Genomic DNA, 18,890 nt, shown 5'->3' with positions numbered 1-18,890 from the left:
TAAAATTACATAGGACCAGAATGAGTAGCATCAATCCATATCGGAATCTAAAAATAAGAAATGTGTTCATGGGTATTTTATTAAAAAAGGAGATTCATATGCTATTTCTCTCAAATTAATTGACTCTATGTCTATTATTACTGGTTCTGGGAAAAGAACGCCCCGGGTTGCCAAAGAAATTACAGACAGGGGGGCTATTGTTCTACCAAAGATATTTTCTATTATAGCTTAAAGTTACACGCTTTAGGTTATTACCATAAAGGTTCTTTGCCTCATCCCCAGCAGTTGCGTTTTTACGAAAGCATCTGAAAATGACCTGCCTCATCTTAAAGGGATAACTCCATATTTGAAAAATAACATCTATTTTGGCAATAAAATCTATATTAATATTAAATTATGACAAAATATGAAACATTTGAACAATTCCATTATGTTGACACCAATTAAAGATATCAAAGGGCAATCTAAACTGGAAAAACAAAGATATAAGGCTTATAATGATTTGTTTTCAAAGACCGTATCTTCTATCAGACAACTAATTGAATAGCAATTCAATTGGCTTATTGAAACAACTAATATTCAGAAAGCCTCCAAAGTGCGCTCTACAAAAGAATTGTTATCCTTTCTCTGCGGAAGAATTGCAGCTGCTTTCATTCACTTGATTCTTTAATACCAACTCTTAATTCGCATTATATATAAACAAATAGATCAATAACACGATACTGCCAACATTCTCTAGTTATTATAAAACGAAAGGAATGTCCCTTCCCATTCATCGCATGCTCTATCCACAGGTATCTTGCTATCTCTGTTTTTTTAAAGTCAAAAGTATTCAATCAATTCTTATTCTTCCTTAATCATTCATTTATAGACAACAGGCCCAATCTTCAATTCCTGATCCTCATTAGTAGTGTCCCATTTGGCCAGTGTGATATGAAAGTCTGCCCATGAAGCAGGAACGCCTCCCAAGATATTGTTCAATATGATCATCTTTACCGGATAATATCCATTTGTGAATGGAACGGCTATATCTGTCCGTACAAACTTCTTAATTTGCCCTTCATTATCAATCAGCTTCTTCCCGTTAATCCACAGGACATCCGCATTGCTGTGGAGCCTGTATTCTCCCGGGTCTGTAATGTGAAGATACCCTGTGAGGATGGCGGCTCCCCGGGGCTCTCCAGGATAACTCTTCCCATCGGTATAGGTAGGTACCAAGTTGAAAAATTGATTGGGATTCGAAACAATCGTGTCCTTCCATTGTTTGACTGTTGTGAGTTGGCTAGTCCGGGTATAGTATCCTTGTCCCGTATAACGAAGCCGGATGCCTGCTTGGGTGTTGGGCAGGGTAGCTATCCCCTGCATGGAGGATGTCTTGGTTAAATGGATCGTCCGGACTGCACTCATCTTTCCCTGGGGTAAGATGGTTCGTAGTTTTAACGTCGTGGTTTTGGTGATTAAAATGGGAGTAGTATAGGTTTTTGATTCTCCTGTGGGAGTGGTGCCGTCAAGGGTATAGACTACGCGGACCGGTCGGTTCGTGGTAAAGGGTAACCGAAGGGAATCGGTAAATTCCATGTAATTCAGATTGCCCTCGGGCATCGGAATGTAGTAATGGATATGGTGTTCGTCCAGGCGGATTTGCTGGTCATCCATCCTGCGGATAAAGTCGTCTGTATTTTTATTCTCCGGTTGTGTCCACCCTGTCTCGGCCACGGCCAATGCTCTTGGGAAGAGTTGGTATTCGAACTCGTCGGGGGTATACAGGTATTCAGACCACAGGTTGCCCTGTAACCCCAATACATGGTGTTTCATGGCCGGGGAAATGGCTTTGGGGATCGGATTGTAGGCATACATTTGTTGCAGGGTGGTCAGACCTCCGATTTTAACGGGTTCGCATAAGGGGCTTCCCTGATAGTGATCCAGATATAATACGGAGCCGGGGGTCATAATCACGTCATGTCCTGCATTGGCGGCATCGATCCCGCCTTGCTCCCCTCTCCATGACATGATGGTGGCTGAAGGAGCTATGCCGCCTTCCAATATTTCGTCCCATCCAATGATCTTCCTTCCTTTCTTTGCTACAATCTTTTCCATCCGCTTGACGAAATAGCTCTGTAATTCTTCTTCGTTCTTTAATCCCTCTTTTTTCATAAGAAGTTGACATTGCGGGCTCTCTTTCCACCTGTTTTTGGGGCATTCGTCTCCTCCTATATGAATATATTGGGAAGGAAACAGGGTGCACACTTCGTCTAAAATGTTCGATAAAAAAGTGTATACCGAGTCGTTGGCCGGATTATAGACATTCTCTTCTACGCCCCAGACCGTACGTGGCTTAAATGGTCCTCCTGTATTCGAATATTGCGGGTAAGCTGACAAGGCGGCTAATGCATGCCCCGGCATCTCTATTTCCGGGATGACTGTGATATGGCGTGCGGCTGCATATTTTACAATTTCCCTTATCTGATCCTGGGTATAGTATCCGCCATATGGCTTCCCATCGTCTCCTATACGGGTTGATCCGATCTGGGTAAGCTTCGGATAGCGCTTGATCTGGATCCTCCATCCCTGGTCATCGGTCAAGTGCCAGTGAAATCGATTCATTTTATACATTGCCATTACATCCAGTATCTTCTTGATGCGCTCCGCCGGAAGGAAATGGCGGCATACGTCCAGCATGATGCCCCGGTAGCGAAAGGCGGGCGCGTCTTTGATCTGGACACAGGGGGCTTGCCATCTTGCTTTGGTATAACAGGGGCTTTCAATCTGGGGTGGCAGTAACTGCAACAGCGTTTGCACACCGTAATAGAGCCCTGTCTCCGTAGAGGCTTGCAGCAGGATGTGATGCGGCGTTACGCTTAATTGATAGCCTTCCGGGGATTGTATGGCACTGGTATCAATCTCCATGGTAATGGCAGATTGTTTATTTGTTCCATGGCGCAATCGGATCCCTGCGGCTGTGGAGAGTTTCCTTTCCAGCAATGCGGCTGCTCCGCTGTGTCCCGGTGAATATACCTGCATGCCTTGCCGGAAGGTAAAAACACCCGATGTTTCTTTTACATAATTGGGGCGCGGCACTACATTGATCATCGACCGGGCTCCCTCCATATGCATAAGCAATAATGTAGCTACTAAAACAAAATAAGTGGAAATTCGTTTCATAATCAAGATTATTTATTAGACTTAAATACTATCATTAAAGATAAGGCATAATCATATATAGAGCATCTATCTCCCAATTTTACTCATTCTCCTATATTACAAATCAACTTTTTTATCAAAATATTTTTTGAGAATTCATTTTCAAAAAACAACATCAAAGTTTCAGGATTCACTCTTCTATATGCCCTTGATAAACATTCGCAGATCGAATCCCTGGTTTTAGTTCTCCTCCAACTATAATAAAACTCTTTTTGTTGGTTATTAATGCACCTCCTGCCCGTGCTGTATGTTCAGTTTGGCCAAGGCATTCCCATTGTTTCAATTTAACATCATAAATCAAGACATCAGGATTATATTGGTACCATTGGACATCATGTGAAAGATACTTTTTCTGTTGGGATGAAAGTCTTTTAACTTCCGATTCATTTCTGGCAGCCTTCGCTTCCATTAATTGGTGATCAATCAAGAGTCCATACCGAAAAATTGTTTTATTAACACCACCAAAACATATAATATACCTGTTTAGGAAAGCCATTCCTGATCCACCAGCAATGGAGATGTCTTGATTGAATAAATGAGGAGACTTGATTTCCCGCCATCTGTTTAATGACGGGATAAAGACATATCCATTGGTATTAACTGTTCCCTGAATAGTATCAGAATAGGGGGTATAACCGCCTAACAGGAAAAAGCAATCTTCTCCGTTCATTTTCTGTCCTACTCCCACCGGTTGTACCCGTGGAGCACCAGGGAATGAAGCAAGAGCCTGCCATCCATTTTTTATATTACCAAGATCCAATCGGAAGCAAAAATTACAGGCCTTTCCATTAGCATTACCTCCCCCAACATAAATATAATTTCCGACTTTAGCACCTGTCATATTATCAAAGGTAAAAGGGAGGGATGGTAAAGGCTGAACAACAGAATGTTGCATCTGTTTATCCCATTTTAATAATAGGACATTCGAAAATTTGTGATTCGTATTACATCCCCCAATGCACAGGATTCCATTCGGTAAAGTTATAGAAACGCCATAACCAACAGGATAAGGGAGGGTTCCGCATGGTTTCCATCCTTTGTTTGGCTGGGAACCCTCCCGAAGGCAATATACAGATTTATAAAATACTTTTGATCCGCCATCGGCAACCGAGGTATTAGGAAAATTTGCCCCTCCTGCAACAAATAAAATGCCATCTATCGTTCCCGCAAAAGCCCCGGAGATTCCTTGAGTTCGATTTGTACCTACCGATAAATCCGGTAACTCCTTCCATCGGATATTGATCCCTTTCACACAATAAGGGAATCCAATCAAAAACAAAGCGAACAAACGTATGCCTACTTTCTTTGCCATCTTAAATAACCGGTTAATAAGAAACGAGCATGTACCCTATTTACATTCAAGGATATGATACGATTAACATGCAGGTTCCATGTGCCCTTTTAAAAACAAATTATAAACACATAAATTAAAAAATATCCCCTGTTTTAAATGTAGAAGCAGGAAATCCTGCCTTATTTACCAAATTAGCTCTCGTATAAGGCGTCCAGCCATAACGAACATACGCCGGATTCTTAACCCTGGGAGAAAATACCTGGACAGTATTCCCTACGATAGTAGCTTTGGCAGAATAGTAAGCACCATCCTGTCCGGCAACTTCAAAAGTACGTAATGGCTTCCCGTCGGCACTTCTTAGCCCCTTCGCAAACTTAAAATGCAAAATAGCAATTGATTTGCGAAATGTCACCGACTGAAATATGGGTCCCGATGGGATTACCGGATGTTTGTAAAGATAATACAAAGCACTACAAGCTAACCGTTCTCCTACCGGACGTTTATTTCTGGGGTGTACATTCAGAGAGTCACCAACATCGGAAGACACCGTCATGTAAATGTTAGGTATTTCTTGTGCCATAATGCGCTGGGCATTTCGGAAATTCGTCCAACTGGGACGGTCCAGACTTGGGAGCTGGACAAAATAAAAGGGGAGAGATTTTTTCCACACCTGCCTCCAGCTTTGAATCAATAAGGGGAAGGTTTCTTCATATAGTTCCATATTTTGGGCATCAGATTCTCCCTGATACCAGATAACGCCTCTGATGGAGAATGTATCTAATGGAAGGATTCCTGCCTCATATGCATAACATGGTTCGTAAGGATGGCGTTGCAAAGGATTTTTTGAAAGGGCCAGATTGGTATCAGTTCTTTGTTGAACCCAATCCTGGAACATGGGGTTTGTCCGCCAATGAAAGAATAAATTGACAAGATGGGAATTATGTTCAAGAGATGACCTATCAATCCAGGATGCAATATCCGAACCAGGGATTGCATTACATATCAAACCAACGGTCACGTGCAAGCTATCTGCCAACATCTTTCCAAAATAATACGCGACAGCGGAAACCTGAGCAGCATTCTTGCCCGAGAGAAAACTCCATTGAGTATGTTGATAATAATGCAGCTTATTAATCTGCGACAAGGCAAAAGAATCCCATGCCACATTATCTGTAGGATATTTAGGGAGGAGATTCAAAACACGCAGGTGTTGATCAGGATGATTTACCTCAGCCTGGCCTCCGATAGCAGCTCCCAAAGGGAAAGCCATATTGGATTGCCCTGAACAAAGCCACACTTCTCCAACCATTACATTCTTAAAAAGAAGCGATTTGGCTGTCGTTTTAACCGATAATTCATACGGACCACCCGCCTTCATGGGAGATAGCTGGACGTTCCAATGTCCATTTGCATCCGTTATAGCTTTTTTCTCCTGAGCACCTATCCTGACAACCACTGTATCCCTATAGTTCGCAATCCCGCGTATGACAATAGGAGTATTGCGTTGCAGCACCATATTATCGGAATAAGTAACTGGCATCTGAAGCCCGCCAAAATTTCCGGAGATAGCTTGATATGCCCGTTGTGCAAGCAATTTTGCTCCTTCCGCATTGGGATGCACCACATCATTGAACAGATCGGGACGATCAAACAATGGAGACTTAAAATCGATGAGGCCTGTGTGTGCCACTGATGCTACTTTCCTAATGCATTTTTGAATCAGATCATACCACGTCAAAGTTCCCGCTTCAAAACGGGGATGCAGTGGTGATATAGGCGTCATCAGGCAAATCCAAACTTTACAGAAAGGATTTACTTTTCGCAAAGAATCTATCAATGACAAATAATTAGGGATAAAACTACCTCCATAATTAGGCCAATCACGTGGGTCGGTATCATTTAAACCAAGATCTATAATGACCCGGTCGGCAGCAAAATGCATAGCCTCTTGAAATTCTTTCTGGGCAACATAAGGCCGATGTCCCTGATAAAGCAATGTAGCCCCTGATTTTCCAAAGTTTCTGACGTCATACTCTTTCTCTAAAAGCAATTGTAATTGAGTCGGATAACAATTTGTTTCACGATTATGTATCGTATACCCGTAGGTAACACTATTGCCGATGCATGCAACTTTTATTTTCTGTTGCCCAAACAAAGAGGCACTTATTATTAAAGTCAGAAACAATAAATATGATCTCATAGTTACCTAATATAAGGAATGATTATTTTCTTCCAAAGAAGATATCCCGGGCCTAACAAATGAAGACCATCGTTTGTATATTTAGGGTTCATTTTATCATCTCCTGGCTCTTTAAATGAATCATACAAATCGATATAAGTCAAATGTTTTTTCAGACATAAAGCCTGAAGCATTTTATTTGTATCAATCACCTCCTGCCCCTTGGATGTGTGATCTTTAAACGTGCTAAAGGTATTATTCACAGGTAAAAGACTTTGTATAAATAATTTGGTTCTGGGAGATTCACGTTTAACCCGATCCGCAATTTTATGAATCCCTCTTACAACACTATCAGGAGATGTACCTCTTGCAAGGTCATTAATCCCTATCAACAGAAAAATTTTTTCCGGTTGCCCTTTTAAGATCGGCTCCAGCCGATCATAAACGCCCTGAACGATATCTCCACTGATTCCTCTGTTTTTAACATGTTTGTTATTGAATAATTCACTCCACTCACATCCATTGGTAATACTGTTTCCCAAAAAGATAATATCCGAAGAATAAACCGGCAATTGTGCAAAAAGCGTTGCCCGTTGATAATAAAATGTTGAATACTGATGTGGATTTGCTTGCAACAACCACACATTACATAAAACAAAAATAGAAACCAAAACTGTTTTCATAACTCAAACAATTAATTAGTTAAACATTGTATCTACATTCAATCTGTATAATTTTTCGCTGTAGCAACCTTTATAGGACAAGTCCCTATTTAGATCTATCAAGAGAATAGCTGATGTTTGGAATAGCATCAGATCCATCCTGCGTAACAAGCACAAAAGAAAACATCCATTTGACAAGTCGTACTTGTTTCGTAGTAAAGCTTCCCACCGGAAGTTTTAACAGTATCTTATTCCATCCTTTCTTCAGAGAAACCGATATAGGGGGACGGGAGAAACTATTTTCATTCATTAATGATGGATCGGAACCCCGATACCAAACAGGGGGTAAGATAGGTTTCCCATTAATCCAAACCTTGCTTCCCTTAAAGTCCCACGCTCCCTGTGGAGGCGGAGTATCATGTTCCGAACGACTATAATCCTGAAACTCAACAAAAGCACCAATATTTTGTGAAATACGAGAATATACCCATGTGTATGCATAAGCGGTACAATCAGATTGTGGATCTTTATAAAAAGTAGGAGAAATCTGAGGTCCCCAGGTATGCCGCAAATAAACAGTTGCCCCAACAACTTCTTTTGTCCCATATTTTTTCCCCTGAAACAAATATGTTCGCTGTAACTTCACTTCTGGAGGGAATTTTTTCTCCAAATTTCCTCCATTGGGGAATGGGTCTGTAATATTCCATATTATGTTCGACTGGCGTACATAAGGGAATGGTTCTCCATGCAATGTATGACGCTTCTGATATAACAACCGATTTTCAAAATCAACGAAACGACGATACCAGAAACTTCCCTTTGGGGGCATTCGAGTCCCAATCTGAGCATAGGGAGCCATCCCTCCACCTCTCCATCCTCGTTCTGCCAGGGTTAGCATAACAGGATAGAAGCTATTTACCAAAAGTAACTTTCTGGTGGGAGTAATTACCCGGTCATTCCAAACAGATGCAATAGCTCCCGCCAACGTATCGTTTCCAATAGAGTGCCCTAATATCTTACAAAAAAAGACAGAAGACAAATCGGCAAACGGGTCAAAATGATTTAAGTAATAATAACGGGAATCAATTGCAGGAACACCTATAGGAGGAACTCCATTTGCCCAAAGCTGAACCATATCAATACCGCCGGCCTTAAAGTGCCAACCAGGATCCCAGGCTATTACTTTTTTACCTAAGAAATGCAGATAAGTTACCATGGAAGGGACAAAAGCCGGACTCTGGAATTTGACCTCATCAGTACCAATATGAATATAAGGGACATCTGAAAACAGGGAACAGACATTTTTCATGATGGGCTTCAATATTTTCATCCCTTCTGCACTTTGCATATTGCAATGAAACGCACGGGTAAAAGCATCGCTATGTCCCGGCATATCTATCTCAGGAATAATCGTGATATAATGCTCTTTGCAGAAAGCTAACAAATCCCTAACCTCAGAAGGAGTATAAAAATCTCCTTTAAGAGCCGTCATTGATGTTGAATCCGTTAATTCAGGATATTGCTTTATTTCAAGACGCCATGCAATATCTTCCGTTAAATGCCATTGAAACACATTAATCTTGTAATATGACAGTAGTGCTAATTCTTTTTTCAGTTCAGAGACAGGAATAAATCCCCGGCCTACATCTTGCATAAACCCCCTTATCCGAAAAGCAGGCCAGTCGGTTATATCACACCCTTCTATTAATCTCTTCCCCCTTTTTTTAATGATCAACTGATGAATTGTTTGAAGCCCCCGGTACACGCCTTCATTATCTATGGCTTCTATAATAACATGTCGGTTCCCTACATGCAACCGGTAAGCTTCTTTTTTATTCACCCTTGCTTGCTTAATATTAGAAACTTTATGAATGATAACATCATATCCGGTTTCTCGTCTCGATAGTGGCATCCCAAGAGAAGATAAAAAACCAGTCGCCATTTTTTGTGTCGCTGAATCGGAAGGACTAACCTTTAAAGTTACGCCTCCGTCTATAGGGAAATATCTATAATTGATTGTAAAATATTGTGGGTTGGGAAGTAAAACAGCTTTCTGCCCCAACAGTATCCCGGGGAAACACAACAATAACAATATCCAAAAACTTCGCATAACATCTAATGATATTTATTCTGAATAAACGCCAGATATTCAAGAGATTTACTGCTGGTTACTCTTGTGTACGGGGTTTCACAAAATACAAAGAAGCGGAAGCCAATAGGAGGCACCCTGAAGCAATGATAAAGACCACCGATAAGTCCACATGTGCATCTTTCAGAAATCCTGCAATATAGATCATCGTTCCACCGCAAATCGTAGAAAGGAAATTGAGGATGCCATAGCCTGTAGCACGAAGACGATCATCAATTACCTGACATAAAATAGGCATTAAATTAGAATCTGAAAATCCTCTTGCTACACCAAAAATACTTAGTCCAACAATAGCAAGCACGAATATATTAGTAGTTGCCGTGACAAAAAGAGCCGGTGTTGCAAGTACAAAACCTATTACCGGAAGGTATATCCTCCCTTTAATCGACCTTTTAATCCAATGGTCAGATAAAGTCCCCCCTATAAGGATTCCGGCAAAGGAGGCAATCTGAATGTATAATGTAGCAGAAATGCCGGCAACCCCTACGCTTAATTTAAAATGTTCTTCTAAAAAGAGGGGCAACCAGCCTGTAATAACCCAAAACGCCACTCCCAACAAACTAAAATAGCTGACCAGTAAAAGGAAAGAAGGATTTTTAATTAGAGAACCAAATGAAGATAAAAAACGGATTGAATTTTGGGGCGGTTCCACCGAGGGCACCTCTGCCTCATGTGTTTTCTTTTGCGTGGTACCTGAAAAATCATGTAAAAAGAAAGCCATCAATATGATATAGATAACTCCAAAAATACCTAAAAAATGGTACCCATAACGCCATCCAAAATATTGAGCAATAAATCCACCCAAGCCACCTAAAATATACCCCGTATATAAGCCGCTCATGTGAATACCTGTGGCCAAGGACCGGGTACTCTGTTTATGATAATCAACAATTAACGCCAAAGCAGCAGGGATATAAAATGCCTCTCCAATGCCCATAATTGACCTCAAAAACAATAATTCGGAATAAGTATGAACATATCCCATCCCTAGCGAAACTAATGTCCATACAAATAAACTGAACAATATAATTTTCTTACGGCTGAATTTATCTGCCAGAAACCCCCCTAATGGGCTGCTAATGCCATAAACCCATAAAAAAGCAGAAGTCAATGCCCCAAATTGTTTATTGTCCATAGGTATGCTGGCAACCAACGAATCGTGCATTGTGGTAAGCATAACACGATCCAGATAATTCAGCATTGCAATAACCCATAACATCCCGACAATATACCAGGCATAGGAAGAAGTGAGGTGGTTTTTCATGTCTATATAAATCTTGATATATAAGTTATAAATAAAATTGAGTGAAACGTTAAGCGTCTCATGGGAAAATGTTCGTATCCCTATTCAAGCACAACAAATAGGGTATAAAGCACTATTAATGAGAAAATTTGCAAACCATGTACATAGTATCAACTTACATCTCCAAAAAACATGACATTATTAGAATGTCAATTGCCGAAGTCTATTTTATTACTTTGGTTTCGTAAAAACATCAACTCCATTTGTCAGCCAACTCAATGAAAAGTTGATAAAATACAATGAGATTGGATCATTTTCTTCTACATAAGCCCCAATCGTTCCATCAGGTAAGATTGTCAATGAAGAATAGGCTGAACTTCCGGTACAAATGGATTTCTTAACAGGCCATGTTTTCCCTTCGTCATAACTCACAAAAACAGAAACATTATCCCGAAAAGTAGCGTCATTAGGAATTGAATGCAAAAGGCGGTTCTTATCATAGCCGTCTTTTGTAGAGGTATAACGTATTAAAGAACCGTTACAACCAGGTTCTGTTAATTCCGGCCATGAAGATACAGCTCCCCATGTGACCCCATTATCTGAGGATAGATTATAGTAACGAGCCCCTCCACCGTCATGCCTGATACTCATTAAAATATTCCCATTATTCAACTCGGCTACTTTTGCTTCATCTCCTCCAAGCATGGCTCGGTCTGAAACGTTCCATGTATATCCGTTATCATCCGAATAATATACAAAATTTGAAAGTTTACTGCTACTTGTTTCACGAACAGCCGCTACCAGCATTATGCGCCCTGAATGTGTTAACAACCCCCTTCCTGAAGCACAAAAAGAGGCATACCATAATTTCCTGATCGGGTCAGAACAACCGCTTCCATACAACTGATCCGTAATATCTTTAGGGGATGTCCATGTTTGTCCATTGTTGCTACTCCTGCAAATATAGGTTCGCAAAGGATTAGTAGGGGTAGATGCAGCTAATCCAGGACCACCAACAAAAACACAAATAATATCTCCGTTGGGAGCTAATGTAAGACTTGCATCTCCGTAACCTTTCCCCACCCCTTGCCCTTGAGCTATCGTAACTGGAGCCAACCATGTCTGACCTCCGTTTATACTCCTGGTAATCATCACATCAATATCATTGGGCAAATCACCTTGGTTATCTTTACGTTTATCATTAGCCAAGATAATCGAGCCATCGGGAGCAGTCAGAATAGCAGGAATCCTATAATTTGCAGAACCTAAATCTCCCGGAGCATACATTAATTTACGGGACAACAAAATCACACGTCCTCCTTGAGGTTGAAATTGGGTGATTTTATAAACTTCATTTGCTGTTGTCAAAGATAAGAAAGAAGCGGTTACGGTGTCCCCTTCGGTTGCCGTTCCTTTGATGTGATATGTCAACCAAAGATAATTGGTCCCAGGAGGAAAAATTCCATTGGTACTGCATACTATTTCACCATTTTGGGGAGTAGCTGTGCCCAACAAAGATGCATCCGCCGTAGTGCGTGGATCCAAATGGTTTGTTGCACCGGTAGAATAAATTTTTATAGAGTCAACATCATTTAATTTTGAAGTACCGTTCATACTAAAGCTAATCGATTTACACGCAACTGGGGAAGAGCTATTTAAATAAAATAGAACACCGGCAATAATTTCATTGTCATTCCCCCTACCAGTAAAATCATTATCTTTCGTAAGCACAATATTCTGTATTTGACTAATATTTGGTGATTGAGAAAAGACTTTATTGCAACTATAGGTACTCAATATTCCCAAAAAGACTAAGAAATTTATTAGGAAAGCTCGTTTCATCGATATAGATTTTGATGTTTTACTTACAATTCACATGAAGAATCTAGTTGATTAGTGTTCAACCACTAATTTGAGAGGGACACTATGAGTAACTGAATTTTTAATCTATAGCAAAATTAGAATTAAAAGGTTAGGTTTTCCCCAACCCTTTAATTCTAAAATAATTGAATCTATTCGATTTTATCAATAACCAGGATTTTGTGTCAATAATGGGTTGCCATTTAATGTATTTACATCTATTGGCCACAGCAACATATAACTTTCAGACGACTCCAATACCGGGCTAGTAGCAGGATAATCCGCGGCGCTCGAGAATGCCAGTGAATTCCCACTTGCATCATGCATTCTAACAAGATCAAACCAGCGCTGCCCTTCGCCAACAAACTCCTTATCATATTCATGGAGAATAGCCAGCTCATTTTGAGCAAAACCCTGATTGGTACAGCCATACTTCGCAGAATCCCAATTTACTCCATAAGCGCGTTGTCTAACTTCATTGATATACTGAGAAGGGTCATGCCCAAGCATATTCTCGCATTCGGCTAACATTAAAAGAGTCTCAGCATATCTAAACACAGGTATATCATCAACATACACGCGATTCCCCGTACTGTTAATTATGCCGATAAATTTCTTCATAACGCTACCAATCAATTGTCCTGAATTATTGTAATAATCCATGAAGGTTATATCACGCCGGGTATCTGTAGAATCAAAACTCTGCCAAAACTCATTTTTATACTCCTCCCTTTGTATCCCTGTACTTTTCAGATTAAGTGTATCCTTGGAAATCAATTGTCCATTCCTGCCATACACTTGATTGAGAAATACATTGTCTTGATATAAAAAATTGTTATACCAATTGGAGGCTTCTCCATCTGCAAAACGTAATGCAAAAATGATTTCATTATTCCCTTTGGACGGAATTACATCCTTGAAATTCGGCATTAATGAAAATCCCATTCCCTTAACTTGAAGCAAGGCTGATTCAGCCGTTTGAATATCCGCATTATTAGCAGCAGGAGATTGATCATCAGTTGTAACTTTCCCTGACCACAGATATACCTCTCCTTTTAGCATTAATGATGCGGCTAACGACCATTGAGATTTATTCCCATTAATCGTTGTATTTGTACCAAAATCTGCAATTGATTTATCTATGTCACTCTTAATAAAATCCATGGTTTCTTTCGCGGTATTCCGCTTGACATATAGATCTTTTGCATTTGTTACACCATTCATTACATCCGGTTTGGTCACAATTGGCACTCCTCCATAAGTACGATAAAGCAGGAAATAATAGAAAGCTCTTAATCCATATGCCTGCCCCAAAAAATAATCTTTATCTGCCGTAGGCAAAAACTTACAGTTATTTTCCACCTCATTAATAAATAAGTTTATGTCCAAGATTGGTCCGTAAAAACCACACCAATTAGTTACTCCAGTAGCAGCATTTGTAAAAGCATTAACTATTATTGGGCTACTATAATTAATAGATGTATTTTGAGAAGAGGTCCCATTTTTAAGGGTTCCACCTCTGGCTTCTCCCAACAAAAACAGATATTGATATTGGTTTCTCAATTGAGAATGTAACCCAACCATAAAACTGGAGACCTGAGCTTCATTACTCCAGTAGTTCCCGCTACCAAAATAATCAATAGGAGATAAGTTCAGTGAATTACAGGAATTTAATCCAATTACAGAGACTATCCCTATGAAATATATAATTAACTTTTTCATATTCATATATTTTAGCTATAAAAAGAATTAAATCAGAATTTTATATTTGCGCCGAGGATAAAAGTTCGTGGCAACGAATATCCTGCTCCCACTGATCCTGTAGCCTCAGGAGAATAAAGCTTCGAAGCCGTTAAGTATCCAAGATTTTGACCTGTAATAGACAAAACTATTTGTTGTATTCCAAGCTTACTGAGAATATTCTTAGGAAGTGCATAACTTAAAGAAACCTCACGAAAAGCAAGATAATCTCCACTATAAACAAACATACTAGACTGACGTGCATAATTTCGATATCCTAATTGATCTGCCCAAGTATATATAGGATATTTTGCATTGGGATTAGAAGGTGTCCAGGTATCTTTTGTCGCAATGATAGAATTATAAGTCCCCTGCATATCTCCCATAAACCAAGGCGTTTGGTTGTCATATTGAACAAAACCTAAGGCATAATCAGTACGTACGAATAAAGAAAAATCTTTCCAGGAAAGGGTAGTATTCAACCCACCAATCCAACGTGGAGTTGTATTTCCAACTTTAACCATGTCATACTGATCTATTTTCCCATCGTGGTTTACATCCTCCCAAATAACATCACCAGGAATAATGGGGAGGCCTTTTGCTTTTTGAGCATCAGTTAGTTGCGCCCATTGATCAGGCCCATATAATATTCTATTATTACTGCCATTGTTTCCAACCGACATATCAATGAGATTGCCTGCCAATTTTTCTACTTGTGCCTGATCCTTGTATATTCCAAGGGCTTTATAGGCATACAAAGCATCAGGGCTTTGCCCTTCTTGATAGCCACCAACCCAAATTAGATTTCCTGTTCTGGGATCATATACCTGAAATGCATTTTGTCGATTTTTCGGCAACCCGTTATCAGGTAATTTAAGAATTGTATTATTATTGTATGATATGTTCGCATTTACATTCCATTTCCAATCACCTTTATTTAAGATATTATACCCAAGTTCGATTTCAACTCCTCTATTCCTTAAAGTTCCGTTATTTGACATAATACCGGAAATACCCGAAGTAGATGGCAATGGAATAGTAGCATATTTATCAGTTGTTATTCGATTGTAAAAGGTAAACGATCCGGTAATGTTGTCAAACAATCCAAAATCCAAACCTGTTTCGAATGTATTGGATCGTTCCCAACGTAAATTCGGATTAGGAATCCCTCCTACAAGAAATCCTACCTGTCCGTTGTATGGAGTTACAGCACTATAACTCCCTTGTAAATCATATGGACCAATGCCCGAAGCATTTCCGTTTACCCCATAACTTAAACGCAATTTACCAAAAGAAAGAATGTTTGTCAGATCCTTTACATTTTTCACAAAGGCTTCTTTTGTAAATACCCATCCTCCAGATACGCCAGGGAAAAATCCCCAACGGTTATTGACGAAACTTGAATATCCATCCTGACGGCCAGTCAAAGCAAGTAAATATTTCCCCATATAATCATAATTGATCCTACCAAAAAATGACATAATGCGTTGTTCATTATGATAAGAGCTAATATTTCTCATATTTGCGAGAGCGGAGGTGTATTGCAAGGCAGCAAAATCATCTGTAGGGGCACCTGAACCAGAGGCATAATTTCCATAGGAGTATGTATCATAAAATTCAAACCCTAACAAAGCGCTTATAGAATGCACATCATTAATCTTGACATCATAATTAGCAATAGCATCATAAGTTTGCCGTAACGTTCTATCAAATTCAGAAGAAGTAAAACGTGTTGTATTCCAAACTCCTGGAGCACGGAGATAATCCTGATTAAAAGCCTCATAATAAGCTTCATCATACATCCACGTGCCACTTAATTTCAGGTACAAATCCTTCATGAGGTCAATTTTAAAACTTTGCCCTAACGTGAATTTGTCTGTAACATTTGTTCTTTTAAATTTAGGATCATTAAACCGTGGATTTTCGTCTCCTCCTCCTTTCCCCATAATTAAATCTCCATTGGCATTATACATCCGCATAGTGGGGGGCATACTCAGCATCCGACCGAAATAATTGGCTTCAGATGTAACCGCTGCGTCTCTCCATTTTGCTTCTGCAAAATTTATATTCGTTGTAGATAATAACCACGGTTTAATCCGGTAGTCACCATTAAATACATCGGTAAGATTTTTATAATAGGTATTAATTGGTAATCCTTGTGAATAATTGTACCCTAATCCGTTGTAATAATGTCCTTTATCATTTCCGCCAGAAAAACCCAATGAATAATCTTGCGTTAAGGCAGGACTATTGAACGCCTCTTTTTGCCAATTAAAGTCCTGATAAATAATCTGATTCCCATAAATAGGATCTGTCATTTGCTTCCATCCTTTTTGTAACAAAAATTTATTTTGATCATTAAGAAGCATCGGGCTCCAAATAGCGGCAGACGTCACATTCCCATCAAGAGGCGTTACCCCATCAGAAGCAAAATACTGATTACCTGTTCCATAAGGAGTAGCAGCACTTAAAGTTGACATATTGGTGAAACCATTCCAGGTCCCATTGGAAGATTGCCATACTTGAGAAGCATTCTTATAGCCCATGCGCATCCAATATAAATAGTCTTTCCCATTCATAAAGCGATAAGGGGAGTTCAAATAGTTTAATCCCACTTTTACATCGAGAGAAACCTCCGATGTCCCAGCCTGACCATGTTTTGTAGTAACTAAAATAACCCCATTACTGGCTCTTGCTCCATAAATCGCAGTAGCTCCTGCGTCCTTTAACACATCAATGGAAGCAATATCGTCAGGATTAATATCACTTAAGCTTGATCGTAATTCACCATCCACAAAAATCAGAGGAGATCCACTCCCGTCAAGATTGGTACCTCCGCGTAAAATAATATTCGGAGTTGCTCCAGGATTTCCTGAAGATTGAATAACGCGTAGACCTGGTATAGCTCCGGATAATGCTTGGGCAGGATTTGAAAAAACACCAATTTTTAAGTCTGATGGCTTTACTGTCGAAATTGAATTTGTTAATTTTGCCTTAACCTGTGTCCCCCCGTAACCAGTAACAACGACCTCGCTTAATTCTTTACTCTTTTCTCTTAAAGTCACATTAAACGTTTCTTGTGTTCCAACTTGAATATCTTGTGGTTGAAATCCGATAAATGAAAACTGAAGGATAGTTTTTTCAGACGGAACAGTCAAGTTAAATTTCCCATTATAATCAGTTAAGGTTCCTTGTGTTGTTCCTTTGATAACTACATTAACCCCTGGTAATGGCTCCCCGGTATTATCCTTCACTACACCGGAAATCTTTCTTTGTTGTGCCATCCCTATAATGCAGAAAGAGAAGAAAAATAGCATCATTACCATTCGCAAATGATAATGACTCTGTAAGGTTTTTAAATTCATAATAATATTTTTCATAGCATAATGTTTTGTGATGTTCTATGTTTAATCATTTTATTTAGTCTATTTATTCATATGAACAGAATAGATCCACAAAATTTATAGTCCAAATTAATGGGTCAACTTTTATCAGTAAGAATATGGTTATTATTAAATTACGCATACAAGCCAGCTATTGTTTATAAGAAACAAACGAAATATTTTGAATTGATAAGGGTGGCTCTATCCCCTAAAGAATTCATTGGGCACAGTTCAATATCATTTGATCCTATTGCAACGATCAAAAAAATGAATGGCTTCCAAGTCTTTTTTCATAGCCATTTCTTCCTCGTCCGTCATATTGAGGAAAGGAACTCTATTGAGGCCCATATCAAAACCAATAAGTTTCATAATGCGTTTACCTCCAACGATATTCCCTCTATAACGACTGATAATATTAATCACATCTTGGGCGTAATTCTGCAATTCTATGGCGTTGACAATATTCCCTTCTTTCCATGCTTCCAGAATGCCTGTCAACACTTTACCATTATAGTTGGTAGTGCCACCAATACCTCCCAAATCTCCGTTTACCATAGCTAAAGCAGGTAAAATAGTCTCGTCTTGACCATGTAGCATATCATATTTCCCATTTCTAAACAACCTGCATTGATTAAATTCATATAAGCTTTCAAATGTGTATTTTATTCCCGCGAAATTTGGGATTCTGCCATCAACTTTTTCTAAAAATGGCAGCATAGGCAAATAAACACCGTTTAAGACAGGTATATGGTAAAAATAAAAAGGCAGCTCTGGTGCACCACAAGCAATCTGCTCACAATACTGGGTTAATTGTTCAACATTACCAGCCTTAGGAAAGGGAGATGCCATTGCCCCAATACCCCATGCCCCAATTTTTTGTGCATGCGCAGCCAACTTATAACTCGATTTGACACAAGTGCTTCCGACATGAATAATTACTTTAAAGCCATTAGGTGCCACACTGACCCATTTTTCTGCCAATTGCATCCTTTCATCATCAGTAAGCAAATATCCTTCTCCGGAAGATCCATTTACAAAAACTCCAGATATTCCATTTTGAACCAATAAATTACAATATGAATTTATAAGATCATAGTTTACGTCTCCTTCTTCATTAAAAGGCGTAAATGGAGCGTTGATTAGTCCTTTGATTTTTTCCATTGTGAATGTTTTAAGCGA

General features: G+C 39.4%; 10 protein-coding genes. All 10 read right to left on the bottom strand.

Going from position 1 to position 18,890, the window contains the following annotated elements:
* Positions 1–861: 861 nt before the first annotated feature.
* Positions 862–3,162 carry a family 20 glycosylhydrolase gene (locus tag FHX64_RS13890; RefSeq protein ID WP_183414435.1) on the bottom strand — a complete coding sequence of 767 codons (2,301 nt, stop codon included), beginning with the start codon at positions 3,160–3,162 and terminating at the stop codon, positions 862–864.
* Positions 3,163–3,331: 169 nt separating this feature from the next.
* Positions 3,332–4,513 carry a cyclically-permuted mutarotase family protein gene (locus FHX64_RS13885; protein WP_183414434.1) on the bottom strand — a complete coding sequence of 394 codons (1,182 nt, stop codon included), beginning with the start codon at positions 4,511–4,513 and terminating at the stop codon, positions 3,332–3,334.
* Between the two features lie 115 nt (positions 4,514–4,628).
* Complete coding sequence (locus FHX64_RS13880; protein ID WP_183414433.1) at positions 4,629–6,695, bottom strand: GDSL-type esterase/lipase family protein; 2,067 nt, start codon at positions 6,693–6,695, stop codon at positions 4,629–4,631.
* A 2-nt stretch (positions 6,696–6,697) separates the two neighbouring features.
* Positions 6,698–7,357, bottom strand: coding sequence for a GDSL-type esterase/lipase family protein (locus tag FHX64_RS13875; RefSeq protein WP_183414432.1), 660 nt, complete (start codon positions 7,355–7,357; stop codon positions 6,698–6,700).
* A gap of 85 nt (positions 7,358–7,442) precedes the next feature.
* Positions 7,443–9,446 carry a family 20 glycosylhydrolase gene (locus FHX64_RS13870; protein WP_183414431.1) on the bottom strand — a complete coding sequence of 668 codons (2,004 nt, stop codon included), beginning with the start codon at positions 9,444–9,446 and terminating at the stop codon, positions 7,443–7,445.
* A 58-nt stretch (positions 9,447–9,504) separates the two neighbouring features.
* On the bottom strand, positions 9,505–10,749 hold the full coding sequence (locus FHX64_RS13865) for an MFS transporter (RefSeq protein WP_183414430.1): 1,245 nt from the start codon (positions 10,747–10,749) through the stop codon (positions 9,505–9,507).
* 210 nt (positions 10,750–10,959) lie between these two features.
* A complete protein-coding gene (locus FHX64_RS13860; RefSeq protein ID WP_343053519.1) occupies positions 10,960–12,459 on the bottom strand; it encodes an exo-alpha-sialidase in 1,500 nt (499 codons plus the stop codon).
* A gap of 294 nt (positions 12,460–12,753) precedes the next feature.
* Positions 12,754–14,310: a RagB/SusD family nutrient uptake outer membrane protein gene (locus FHX64_RS13855; RefSeq protein ID WP_183414428.1), complete on the bottom strand. Its 1,557-nt coding sequence runs from the start codon at positions 14,308–14,310 to the stop codon at positions 12,754–12,756.
* Positions 14,311–14,342: 32 nt separating this feature from the next.
* The gene (locus tag FHX64_RS13850; protein WP_425487974.1) at positions 14,343–17,660 is read right to left on the bottom strand and encodes a SusC/RagA family TonB-linked outer membrane protein; all 3,318 of its coding nucleotides are present in this window, start codon (positions 17,658–17,660) and stop codon (positions 14,343–14,345) included.
* A gap of 288 nt (positions 17,661–17,948) precedes the next feature.
* Complete coding sequence (locus tag FHX64_RS13845) at positions 17,949–18,872, bottom strand: dihydrodipicolinate synthase family protein (protein ID WP_183414427.1); 924 nt, start codon at positions 18,870–18,872, stop codon at positions 17,949–17,951.
* Between the last annotated feature and the right edge of the window lie 18 nt (positions 18,873–18,890).

The sequence above is a fragment of the Microbacter margulisiae genome (genome assembly GCF_014192515.1).
GTDB lineage: Bacteria > Bacteroidota > Bacteroidia > Bacteroidales > Paludibacteraceae > Microbacter > Microbacter margulisiae.
Note: the sequence above shows the minus strand (reverse complement) of the source record. Positions and strands in the feature narration are given on the sequence as shown.

Excerpts from the sequence above, each read along its gene's own strand:
- FHX64_RS13890 (WP_183414435.1), bottom strand. The coding sequence starts at position 3,162 with ATGAAACGAATTTCCACTTATTTTGTTTTAGTAGCTACATTATTGCTT.
- FHX64_RS13885 (WP_183414434.1), bottom strand. The coding sequence starts at position 4,513 with ATGGCAAAGAAAGTAGGCATACGTTTGTTCGCTTTGTTTTTGATTGGA.
- FHX64_RS13880 (WP_183414433.1), bottom strand. The coding sequence starts at position 6,695 with ATGAGATCATATTTATTGTTTCTGACTTTAATAATAAGTGCCTCTTTG.
- FHX64_RS13875 (WP_183414432.1), bottom strand. The coding sequence starts at position 7,357 with ATGAAAACAGTTTTGGTTTCTATTTTTGTTTTATGTAATGTGTGGTTG.
- FHX64_RS13870 (WP_183414431.1), bottom strand. The coding sequence starts at position 9,446 with ATGCGAAGTTTTTGGATATTGTTATTGTTGTGTTTCCCCGGGATACTG.
- FHX64_RS13865 (WP_183414430.1), bottom strand. The coding sequence starts at position 10,749 with ATGAAAAACCACCTCACTTCTTCCTATGCCTGGTATATTGTCGGGATG.
- FHX64_RS13855 (WP_183414428.1), bottom strand. The coding sequence starts at position 14,310 with ATGAAAAAGTTAATTATATATTTCATAGGGATAGTCTCTGTAATTGGA.
- FHX64_RS13845 (WP_183414427.1), bottom strand. The coding sequence starts at position 18,872 with ATGGAAAAAATCAAAGGACTAATCAACGCTCCATTTACGCCTTTTAAT.